Annotated in this window: 11 protein-coding genes and 1 pseudogene; 4 read left to right on the forward strand and 8 right to left on the reverse strand. The window is 48.6% G+C overall.

Annotation, left to right across the window (positions count from 1 at the left end; genetic code table 11):
• On the forward strand, positions 1 to 193 hold a 193-nt coding region (locus ACEW9I_RS01570), incomplete at its 5' end, for a carbohydrate porin (protein ID WP_373538623.1).
• A gap of 276 nt (positions 194 to 469) precedes the next feature.
• Here the strand turns inward: ACEW9I_RS01570 and ACEW9I_RS01575 are convergent.
• The 8 genes and pseudogenes from ACEW9I_RS01575 to ACEW9I_RS01610 form a co-directional block, all read right to left on the reverse strand.
• Positions 470 to 931: a MarR family winged helix-turn-helix transcriptional regulator gene (locus tag ACEW9I_RS01575; protein WP_373538624.1), complete on the reverse strand. Its 462-nt coding sequence runs from the start codon at positions 929 to 931 to the stop codon at positions 470 to 472.
• Positions 932 to 1,068: 137 nt separating this feature from the next.
• The gene (locus tag ACEW9I_RS01580) at positions 1,069 to 1,476 is read right to left on the reverse strand and encodes an ArsR/SmtB family transcription factor (protein WP_373538625.1); all 408 of its coding nucleotides are present in this window, start codon (positions 1,474 to 1,476) and stop codon (positions 1,069 to 1,071) included.
• Complete coding sequence (locus tag ACEW9I_RS01585) at positions 1,477 to 1,644, reverse strand: metallothionein (RefSeq protein WP_373538626.1); 168 nt, start codon at positions 1,642 to 1,644, stop codon at positions 1,477 to 1,479. It lies immediately after the preceding gene.
• A gap of 265 nt (positions 1,645 to 1,909) precedes the next feature.
• Positions 1,910 to 2,131 (reverse strand): annotated as a pseudogene (locus ACEW9I_RS01590) (transposase family protein); the annotation flags it as partial.
• On the reverse strand, positions 2,131 to 3,444 hold the full coding sequence (locus ACEW9I_RS01595) for an aminopeptidase P N-terminal domain-containing protein (RefSeq protein ID WP_373538627.1): 1,314 nt from the start codon (positions 3,442 to 3,444) through the stop codon (positions 2,131 to 2,133). The gene ACEW9I_RS01595 and the pseudogene ACEW9I_RS01590, both read right to left, overlap by 1 nt.
• Before the next feature lie 293 nt (positions 3,445 to 3,737).
• Complete coding sequence (locus ACEW9I_RS01600) at positions 3,738 to 6,578, reverse strand: DUF4394 domain-containing protein (RefSeq protein ID WP_373538628.1); 2,841 nt, start codon at positions 6,576 to 6,578, stop codon at positions 3,738 to 3,740.
• A gap of 93 nt (positions 6,579 to 6,671) precedes the next feature.
• Positions 6,672 to 6,806, reverse strand: coding sequence for a hypothetical protein (locus tag ACEW9I_RS01605; RefSeq protein ID WP_373538629.1), 135 nt, complete (start codon positions 6,804 to 6,806; stop codon positions 6,672 to 6,674).
• A 114-nt stretch (positions 6,807 to 6,920) separates the two neighbouring features.
• Positions 6,921 to 7,835 carry a rhodanese-related sulfurtransferase gene (locus ACEW9I_RS01610; RefSeq protein WP_373538630.1) on the reverse strand — a complete coding sequence of 305 codons (915 nt, stop codon included), beginning with the start codon at positions 7,833 to 7,835 and terminating at the stop codon, positions 6,921 to 6,923.
• Positions 7,836 to 8,237: 402 nt separating this feature from the next.
• Here ACEW9I_RS01610 and ACEW9I_RS01615 point away from each other — a divergent pair, with 402 nt between their 5' ends.
• From ACEW9I_RS01615 to ACEW9I_RS01625, 3 genes are all read left to right on the forward strand, one after another.
• Positions 8,238 to 9,227, forward strand: coding sequence for a protein kinase (locus ACEW9I_RS01615; RefSeq protein ID WP_373538631.1), 990 nt, complete (start codon positions 8,238 to 8,240; stop codon positions 9,225 to 9,227).
• A gap of 195 nt (positions 9,228 to 9,422) precedes the next feature.
• A complete protein-coding gene (locus tag ACEW9I_RS01620; protein ID WP_373538633.1) occupies positions 9,423 to 10,199 on the forward strand; it encodes a glucosamine-6-phosphate deaminase in 777 nt (258 codons plus the stop codon).
• A 124-nt stretch (positions 10,200 to 10,323) separates the two neighbouring features.
• On the forward strand, positions 10,324 to 10,851 hold the full coding sequence (locus ACEW9I_RS01625; protein ID WP_373538632.1) for a hypothetical protein: 528 nt from the start codon (positions 10,324 to 10,326) through the stop codon (positions 10,849 to 10,851).
• The last annotated feature ends 308 nt before the right edge of the window (positions 10,852 to 11,159 follow it).

Genomic DNA, 11,159 nt, shown 5'->3' on the forward strand with positions numbered 1-11,159 from the left:
ACCACGGGTAACTGCTGCGAGTGATGGTAGCTCGGATACGAAAGCTGGACTGCATCTGGAGGGATTTTATCAGTTCAAGGTCAGTGACAATCTCAGTATCACGCCAGGAATTATTTATCTGACGGCACCCAATCAGGATGCAAATAGTACTGGGGCGGTGATTGGTGCGTTGCGGACTACGTTTACTTTCTAACCTAGTTGCAAGTTATGGGGTAAGGCGTATCGATTTCCTCACCCCACATTTGTCGAACTGACGTTACGAGCAAAGCAAACCATGGCAAGGGAAAGGTGATAAAAAGTCCAAAATAGCTGCTGACTGCCACACTGAATCCCCAGAAGCTAATGATAGAAAGTAGTCGTTGTGCGATATGATGTCGCTGATGCGAGGATAAAGAAACCATAGAAGCCTCCAAAATTCATTGAACGATCTAATAAAATGTATATACACGTTTTGTGGAAAAATTTAACCTCAACGAATGAGCGCGGTAGTCTCAGCAAGGTGGGAAAGTAGCGCGTTCCAGCGTTGTTGTCCAAGCGTTTCCTCCACGCCATTCTGAGCTTGTTTCCACAACGGTAATGCTTTCGCTAACGCAGCTTCTCCGTTGGGTGTCAGGCTAATCACACGAGTTCGCCGATCTTGCCCGGAATCGGACTTTAACCATCCCTCTCGCTCCATCGGTTTGAGATTGCGGGTTAAGGTAGTGCGATCCATGACTAAACGCTCCGCTAGCTCGTTGATGGTTCCTGACTTTGCCATTGAGATCGCCACCAAGATGGTGAATTGAGTGATGAGTAAACCACTCGGCTTAAGGATTTCATCAAAGTGTTGCGTGACGACCCGAGAAGCTTTGCGGAGATTGAAACAGGCACACGAGGAAACCACTTGACCTAATTCAGTTGAGTTGATTGGGTTAGGATATTTTTCCATCATTTAAGTGTATATGCACTTATTTTAAATAACAAGAGGCTGAGTAAAGTTTTTGCCTCAACCGACAACCTCAAAATAACTTAGCCTCGAATACCAACAAAGTTGCAATACCTTAATTTGGGAGAGAACTTAACTAAAGTCTAGATTGTTGCATCGAGCCGATCGATTGCCGACTGATAAAAATTGAGAATCTCCCGATCTTGCAAGCTATAAAATACATGCCGTCCCTGCTTGCGAAAATTGACTAATCGGATTGCCCTGAGTGTCCTTAACTGATGGGATACAGCCGATTCATTCATCTCCAACAGCGCGGCTAAATCCCCGACGCACATTTCTTTTGCGGCGAGAACCGAAAGGATTCGCAATCGATTGGGATCGGCTAAAAAGCCCAAAAACTCTGACAGCCGCTGTGCCTTTTCCACCGTAAGCATTTCGGGGAGAATAGCATTTGCGTCATCAGAGTGAGCTAGATGGGAAGCCTCACAACAGAGATCTTCCCCATCCTCAATGTTCTCGATCGTCACTTTGGGAGATGATTGATTTGACATTTAAGCGTTGCAACCACAGCCTGTGTGTCCGCAACCTTGTCCGGCGGGATGGCCATTAGCACAAGCATCACCACAGTAATGTTTGCCGTCTTTGAGGATCGCATCTGAGAGTGAAACTACGCACAGGCAGGAGTTACAAGCACATTTCATTTGGGTAACAGTAGACATGGTGGTTTTTTTTGAGTTATCTTAATATCCTAACACATGAATAGGCATTCAGGTATTAAGATCTAAAATCGTTACAATTTTCAGTTACTGGAGGATGTTAGCGATCGCGCAGTTGGCTTTACAATGGCGATAGATAAACTAATTTTTAAAATAAGTAGATAGGCGTAATTAAATATAAGATATCGCGTAGGGTGGGCACTGCCCACCAGCTAGGTTTTACGCATAATCTATTTTATAAATAATTGCACCTACTTACTTAGACCTCTTACGTGAATCCCGAGGGAGAAGCAAGTTCAAAATTGAGAATAGCGGAAATGAGGTTAAATCTGAGACCAAAACGTTTGCGGCGATTGCGATAACGTTCAGCCAAAATCCGAAATATTTTAAGTTTGCGGTTAACGTGTTCAACTACGATCCTCAGTCGTGCTAAAGAACGGTTATGTTGACGTTCAATTGGACTTAACGTCACTCCAAGGAGGGGATTTTTTAGTGGGATTCGAGATCTTCGACGAATTTGGGGATGGCGGCGGTGAGGACTTCGTTTCCGGTAGCCGTTACGAGGACATCATCTTCGATGCGGACGCCGATCCCTTTCCAGCAGTCATCGATCGCGGGTTGTCCTTCAGCGGCTTCGATATCGGGGGAGATATAGATCCCAGGTTCGACGGTGATGATATTCCCTGGTTGGAATTGGTACCAGGTTTCAGCTCCGTGCATGTAGATCCCCGCATCGTGGACATCCAAGCCGAGCCAGTGTCCGGTACCGTGCATGTAGAAGTTTTTGTATTTGCCTTCTTCGATCAGGGTATCGACATCCCCAGTGAGAAGTCCCAGATTGACTAAGCCTTCGGTGATGATTTGGACGGAGGTATGGTGGAAGTCCTTCCAAGTTGTGCCTGGTTTGACTTGCTCGATACTCGCCATTTGGGCATCTAGTACGAGTTCGTAGATGATTTTTTGTTCCGAGGTGAATTTGCCGTTGACGGGGAAAGTGCGGGTGACATCGGAGTTGTAATAGCCGACGGAGCAGCCTGCATCGATCAGCAGTAGGTCGCCGTCTTGGAGGATACTGTTATTTTCGATATAGTGGAGGACGCAGGCATTGGAGCCAGTTGCGACGATCGAAGGATAAGCGACACCCATTGCACCGTTTTTGCGGAAGATGTATTCGATTTCGGCTTCGATTTCGTATTCATTCACACCTGGTTTGGCAATTTGGCGGGCGCGTTCGTGAGCGAGGGCGGCAATGCGGGCGGCTTCACGCATGAGATCCAGTTCGGCGGAACTTTTGATCTGTCGTAGGGGATGGAGAGTGAGGAAGGGATCTTCGATCGCGATCGGCCCCGTACCGCGTTTACCATAGGAGCGGAGGAGGCGTTGCCAATGCTTGATTACTTTATTGTTAAGTTGTTCATCGCGCCCCATGTGATAGTAGATTTTGTCCCCTTTTTCAAGATATTGGGGGAGTTTTTCATCGAGTTCGCTAATTAGGTAGGCTTCGTCTGCGCCATACTTTTCTTTAGCAGCATCGACACCGACGCGGTATCCCGTCCAGATTTCTTTTTCCCGTTCTTTGGGCTGCACGAACAGGATAAATTTGTGTTCGTCGTGGTGAGGGGCGATCACGGCGACGGCGTTGGGTTCGTTGAATCCAGTGAGATAGTAGAAGTCACTATCTTGACGATAGGTATATTCGACATCACTGTGCATGGTAGCCATCGGCGCGCTACCGACGATCGCGGTGCCATTGCCAATTTTGGACATGAACTGTTCCCGACGGTGGCGGTATTCTGCTTGCATGAACTTCTAAACTTATGCTGAGTATATTGTTATCTTAGCAATCCTAAAGCAATACCTGAAATTTAGGGTAGGGGCAATTCATGAAGCGGTTTTTTTATTCGGAGGTTCCCTCCGAATAAAAAAACCGACAAGACAACGGATCGCCATACGTGGGCTTTGCCGTAAGCGCAAGGCGCAGGCTACGCCCACGCGCAGCGTCTCCGAAGGAGAGGGTTTAGCCAGACAAGACATTGCCCTTACTTTTATTAATTGAGATATCTCAGGTCGCTAGAGCGCAGATGAATAAAGTAGCATCAAACTACCCTGAAGCCGATCTGAAATACAGCATCATTGAAATCATTATCAGAAATCCCTAAATTACTGGGTAGATCCTCAAAACCGAAGGTATTGTTGCCCAGAGAGCGCAGGTGGCTGACTCCATCAGGATTGGCACTAGTAATGCCAAAATAAGCCACTTGGTCATCAATCTTGGTAGCTGCTTGGTTGTTGGGATTCTTCGCTAAAAAGTCTGCTGGAGTTGAGTTGCCCAGATTGGCGATGACGAATGGCATATAGAATTTGCCCCCTGTCAAGAACACATTGCCAAAATTGGTAGGAGTAGTGTCATTGCTAATATTGCCGCCCGTACGGATGGTAAAGTTATCCACCCGATTGCCGATCGCCGTTCTGGCATAGGCAGCATCTCCAGGTAGCAGTTCGACGATGCCGTCGCCATTGGTATCGATCCCCCCCAAACTATCGGCTACTTCATACAACCCCACAAAGTTATCAAAGCCAGCACTAGAAGCTGTAGCTGGATTGTTGCCCAAATCGACAGCGACTCGACTCGCTCCGGTGATATCATAAGCCGCCGAATTTACCAGTCCCGCATTATTGGCATTTAGCGACACAGTGGTAGGCGCAACGATCGCCTTAGCAACAGTAGTAAGTCCCTGGTAAGTGTTCCCACCAGAGCCGATCGCGCCTAAACTTGAGGCTGCACCAGTTTGGAGGTTGATACTGTAAAGGGTAGAATTCGACACCGCAAAGGCGGCATTTGTGCCCTCAGCAGTAGAAATAATGTCGAAGCCGCTTAATGTACCAAAGTCAGTTCCCAGCGCGCCAACGGTGGTTAACGTGCCGTTATTGGGTGGATTCTGTAAGGTGAGAACATCCAGGTTGGTATCGATATCGTAGAGCTGGGTGGAGGTCGGGCTAGCGATCGCGTTGGTGTATGCTACCGCTGATACTGCTGGATTGGCACCGAAATTGGCATCGCCTGTGGCATAGGCGAGATTGCCATCGACAGTCACCGCGCCTGTATCCACATTAATGCGGAAACTTTGGTCGTCATCACCGACTAGGCGTAAGCGATCGGCGAGCGGATTGAAGTCAAAACCCGTAACGGTTGTGCCCGCAAACGGCTGACTCAGGGTGCTCACCAAGGATGCGGCACCGCTATTGGGATCGAGCGTGTACAGGTTACTAGCAGTAGTGAGTCCGTAAATCAGACCGTTGGCTGGGCGGGTATCGATGCCTAGCAGGGTTTCGCCACTGTTTAGCCCAGTTACGGCGATCGATCGCACCGCACGAGGATTGCCAGGATCGAAAGAAGCTAGAGTATTGGCGTTAGATAAAGCGAGGAATCGGGAGTTAGTCGCGATCGGATTCACAATCTTGGAGCTATTAACCGTAGCTAGCCCTCGCAACTTAGCGGGATCGGTCGATGATGAGACAATGGTGCCCGCATTAGTAGCTTGACCCGTTAATAGATCGACACCATACAAGGTTGAGTTTGACACTGCAAAAGCAGCATTCTTGCCATCACTGGTAGAAACAATATCAAAACCAGTAAGAGCATCCACATCTATGCCCAGTTTACCGATCGTGGCTAAGGTGCCGTTATTGGGCGGGTTCTGCAACACCAATGTATCGAGAGCGGCGTCGATATCGTAGAGCTGAGTGGTGGTTGTTCCGGCGAAGGAATTAGTGTATCCTGCTGCCGTAACTGTGGGATTGGTGCTGGCATTGATATCGCCTGTGGCAAAAGCCAGATTGCCATCGACAGTCACCGCGCCCGTATCCACATTAATGCGGAAATTTTGGTCGTTGTCCCCGACTAAGCGTAAGCGGTCGGCAACGGGATTAAAGTCAAACCCCGATACTGACGTTGCTGTAAACGGGGTACTCAGAGTGCTGACTTTAGTCGCAATCCCTGTATTAGGATTAATTGTATAAATCGTGTTTGCTGTCGTAATCCCATAAATCAGCCCATTTGCCGGACGCGTATCAATGCCGAGTAGGGGCGCATCGACACCCACGATCGGGATTGTGGATGTCTGACTGGGGCTACTGGGGTTGAAAGACAAGAGCTGGTTGTCATTGGTTAACCCTAGAAACTGGGAATTGACCGCAATTGGATCGATGTCTGGAGCTGGTGCGGCAATCAATCCCCTAAAGATCTGGTTAGATCCCGAACCAATATTACCCAGGTTCATTGCAGCTCCTGTGCCCAGATCGATCGAGTACAGCTTGCCATTGGCAGTAGCAAAGGCGGCATTGTTACCCAGCGAGGATGAGACAATATCAAACCCGCTTGAGGGTCCAAAATCCACACCCAGACCACCAATTGTCGCTAAAGTACCATTATTCGGCGGGTTTTGCAGGACTAAAATATCCTGTTGCGCATCGAGATCGTAAAGTTGGGTTGCGGTCGTCCCCGCGAAGGAATTAGTATAAGCGGCGGCGGTGACGATCGGGTCATCACCAGCATTGACATCGCCTGTCGCAAAAGCGAGAGTGCCATCAACAGTCACCGCGCCCGTATCGACATTAATGCGGAAATTTTGGTCGTTGTCCCCGACGAGGCGGAGGCGATCGGCGACTGGATTGAAGTCAAATCCCGATACTGATGTTGCCGTAAAAGGGGTGTCTAGAGTGCTGACTTGAGTAGCGATGCCTGTAGTGGGCGCGATCGTATAAATCTTGTTTGCCGTCGTAATCCCATAAATCAGCCCATTTGCCGGACGCGTATCGATGCCCAGCAGCGAACCGTCTATGCCTGTCACAGGGATAGAACTCACCCGAGACAGATTGTTGGAATTAAAAGATACGAGGACATTATTGTCACTGAGCGCAATAAAAGATGATGCCATGTTTATCTCTTGAATATGGTGATATTGCAGAAGATTAGTTAACAGGCAGAATCTACCTGCACCTGTTACTACGCTGGTTTGACAATTTTGGATTTAAATGCGTAAAAAGTTACGCTCGGCATCGTTATATTGCCGACGTGGTAAGATTTCAGTCACTATCAGCCAACCGACGATCGACACCAAAATGGTCGCAGACAGCACGAATGACAGGATGGTTGTCCAGGTCATGTCGGCAGTAACACTCTGCTCCCTTAGCTTACAACTTACACACGAGGATGTTCCTCTATCAAAAGGATTAGACCGAGCAGCTAGCGATCGAGTGTTGAGTAAGATCGCGAACGGCTAATCAATTTGGCGATCGACATCAATGGACAGACAATTTGCTGCTTGTTGGAATTGCCGCGATCGCTCGGTGCGGCTGGCGCGTTGTGCTGGCGTGAGCGTGGGGTAGCAGCGCAGACAACAGATGCCTGGTTCGTAGTGGGGTGAATTGATGTCGGCGGGAGAGATCGGGTTGCCACAGCCCCAGCAGAGCTGATGGGTGCCTGGTGCGAGTCCATGAGTGATGGCGACGCGCTCGTCGAAGACAAAGCATTCGCCTTCCCATTGGCTTTCGGTGGCGGGGATTTCCTCTAGATATTTGAGAATGCCGCCTTGAAGGTGGTAGACATGCTCGAAGCCCTGGGAGAGGAGGTAGGAGGTGGCTTTTTCACAACGGATACCGCCAGTACAAAACATGGCGATGTGTTTGTGGTGCTGGGGATCGAGGTGAGTGGCGACGTAGGCGGGGAATTCGTTGAAGGCATCGGTGTGAGGATCGATCGCACCTGCAAAGGTACCGATTTCGACTTCGTACTGGTTGCGAGTGTCGATGACAAGTACGTCAGGATTGGCGATCAGGGCGTTCCAGTCTTGGGGTTTGACGTAGGTGCCGACGAGATTGGCAGGATCGATCGTTGGGATGCCGAGGGTGACAATTTCGGGGCGGAGTCGGACTCTGAGCCGATCGAATGGCGGTTTGGTAGCGATCGCTTCTTTGTGTTCGAGATCGGCAAAACAGGGATCGGCGGTGAGAGCGGCGAGGATGGCATCGATACTCGAGCGAGTACCCGAGATCGTCCCATTGATCCCTTCGGCTGCCAACAAGATTGTGCCTTTAATCTGATGCTGTTGGCACAAGTTGAGCAAGGGTTGACGACGATCTGCGTAGTCAACTAAGGTGACAAATTTATAAAAAGCGGCAATAACTTGAGTCATAACAGTGGTCGATCGATCGTATTACTTACTCCGTTCCTAGTGTCAAATTAGCTAGCTAGGGTAGTGAGTGGATGGTGGATAGTGGATGGCGATTCGCTCCCGCCTTTGTTCCCCGACGGTTTAGCGGATGCGCTCCCGCCTTTATTCCCCACTGGTCGGGTCACCCGCCCAGTTGACCATGGAAGCGCACCAAGCAGCGAATCAAGACAGTGGATTGCGAGTGTCTATTGCTTGGGTAGAGGACGAGTAATCGAGATCGAGTCATTTGCGGTGTTGCTGTCAACTGTCAATTATTTAATCGATTCTCAAGCTCAATTGTCTCACGGCATACAGTTTAGATCGTTAATATCAAGGATTATATAAGCTGAGAAGTTTAATAGCAATTTATGCTTACTTCAGCCCATGAATATTATCGTGGATGGTCGTTACCAAATTATCAAACGGCTTGGCAAAGGTGGATTTGCCCATACTTATCTCGCCAAAAATCTGACCGTACCGGGAGAACCCAAATGTGTCGTCAAACAACTGCGCCCGAAGGTCGAGCATCCTCGGATGTTGCAGTTATTCAAGCTCGAAGCAGCAATCTTGTCCCGCTTCAAACACACTCAGATTCCCGAAACGGTAGATTGCTTCGAGCATCAGGGAGATTTTTTTCTGGTTCAGGATTTTGTGGCTGGAGACGATCTGAGCAAGGAATTTTCGATCGGACATCAGTGGAGCGAAGCGAAGGTAATTAGGTTTTTGCGAGAGATGCTCAAGGTATTGGGTTATGTGCATCAGCAGCAAGCGATCCATTGTGATATCAAACCTGCCAATATTATCCGGCGATGGGACAATGGTCAACTGTGTTTGATCGACTTTGGTGCAGTTCAAGATTTGGGGAGTGACTCATCGGTGACGCATACGGTAGTTGGGACTCCAGGGTATCAGGCACCAGAGCAGGCGGCTGGAGTAGCCACTTTCGGTAGTGATATTTACGCGCTGGGGATGACGGCGATCCAGTTTCTGACGGGACATTATCCGTTGCACTTACCCAAGGATGCCGAGCAGGAAGTCACATGGCGGGATCTGACGAGGATCGGCGATCGCTTGGCGACGATCTTGGTACAGATGACACGGGTGGATTATCTCGATCGCTACGATTGTACGACAGCCGTACTCGCAGATCTAGAGCAGCTACCGCTAGCAGATGATGACGATCTCCCCATCTCATCCAGTCGCTCGATCGAGACTGAGTCCAGTCATCAGCTATTGACTAGCAAAATTATGGCGATCGCGATGCTGCTAGGATTGGGTTTGGTCGCTACTGCGACGATTGTCAGTCGGGTACAATCTGCTCCCTCTACTCTGCGTGAGTCGTCAATTATCGATACTCGGGCTGAAGCGTGGTAAGGATTATAGATACTGTAGCTGGGACAAAGTAGATATCTAGGGTAGTGGGTAGTGGGTGGATGGTGGATAGTGAATGCGCTCAATAGATCGTTAGAGCTGGGCTGAAATTGGGTACGAGCGATCGATTTAGGGATCTGTAATCGCTCGTTTGCGGTAAGATCGGGCGATGTGTCGATCGCCAAATGATTTATGACTATCCCCACTCCATTACGTACCTTCTCTGTCGATGCTCTACAAGTTGAGGTGTATCGTCAGGAGGCAGATCTAGTCGCTAGCCTCGTCAGCCACACCCAATCTTACCTAAGTACAGCGATCGAGAGCCAGGGTAGTGCCAGCGCGATGCTAGCTTCTGGTGCGTCACAGGTGCAGCTACTCCAGCAGTTGACGACAGTTGGTGAGATTGATTGGGGCAAGATGACGCTATTTCATTTGGATGAGTATCTAGGAATTGGCGGGACACATCCGGCGAGTTTTCAGTTATTCATGCGCCAAACAGTAGCGCAAAAAGTCACACTGCACCAGTTTCATTATCTAGCTGGCGATACACTCGAACCGATCGCCGAATGCGATCGCTATGGGCAGTTATTATCAGCACAACCGATCGATTTATGTTTTCTGGGCATTGGTGAGACGGGACATATTGCCTTTAACGATCCCGAAGTGGCGGATTTTAGCGATCGCTATCCAGTCAAGTTGGTAAAATTGGCAGACAAGTCTCGACAACAGCAGGTAAATACCGGATTTTTCGATCGATTTGAAGCTGTCCCCCAATACGCGCTGACACTGACGCTCCCGACGATCTGTCGAGCCAAAAAGATTTGCTGTCTAGCAATGGGGGAGCGCAAAGCAGGTATTGTCAAAACAATGCTCACAGGTGCGATTTCGCCAACATGTCCAGCTTCCATCTTACGGAAGTATCCCACTGCTACACTATATTTGGATGAAGCTGCGGCTAGTGCGATCGACTTTTGATGTGGCAGCTACTTACATTCACAGCGGTTAAAACCGCAGGCAAGAAGTAAGTGGCAACTTGGGTTAAATAATGCAAATTATAAGACAAGATGTACCTGAAATTTGCACTAATTACGCTACATTGATGAGTAATACTGTTGAGTTTGAAGCTAATACTAGTTCGGTGGAGCTAAAATCGATGCGAGTTTTCCAGTCAATTGCGGTTACGGCTGCACTCTTACTAAGTCATTCCTCGGTGACAATGGCGACAGCAATTGACAATCCGATCGTCATCAGTCAAAGTAGTGTCATCGTTAACACCGATGACGATGGTGGCCAAATTCAATCTACTAGTATTAGTCTCGATCGAGCCGATCTCACTCAGCCACATCTGCTCAGAGTTCGCGGCTCGACCAACAATACTCCAATCCCAATGCAGCGAGTAGAAGTAAAAATCAATGGTAAAGTAGTCAAAACGATCGCTAATAAGTCCCTGGAATTAAATCTCGCTCCGATGATGAAAGCCGGACGTTATGAAGTCGAGATATCTGGAACTTCACCCCGACTTGATGACACTATCTCTGTGAATTTTACAGGCAAAAATACCAATGTCACCCAGCAGTTTTCAGGCACTGGCAGCATCGATCAGAAACTAGTTATCGATGTTAGGTAATTGATAGTTGATAACTGAATGTAGCAATCCTAAATCCGATCCTTTAGCCTGAGCATTGGTGCCGTAGGGCTTACGCCCAATATATCAGCCCGAGATCGGAGCGCAGATCTGGATCGGTCGAGATTCAATCCCCGACTGGCAATAGATCCGGCACTACTTTGTGCTCACCTACTAACCTGAGTTCGATGAAGTTTTGTCTCCTCAAACTCAGGCATTTCAACACTTTTAGGCTAACAGCAGAATTTTTTCAATTTTTGGCACATTAAAATCCACCATCAATATCATTAATAGTTGAAAAAACATTGATT

The organism is Chamaesiphon sp. (assembly GCF_041738855.1).
Lineage (GTDB): Bacteria > Cyanobacteriota > Cyanobacteriia > Cyanobacteriales > Chamaesiphonaceae > Chamaesiphon.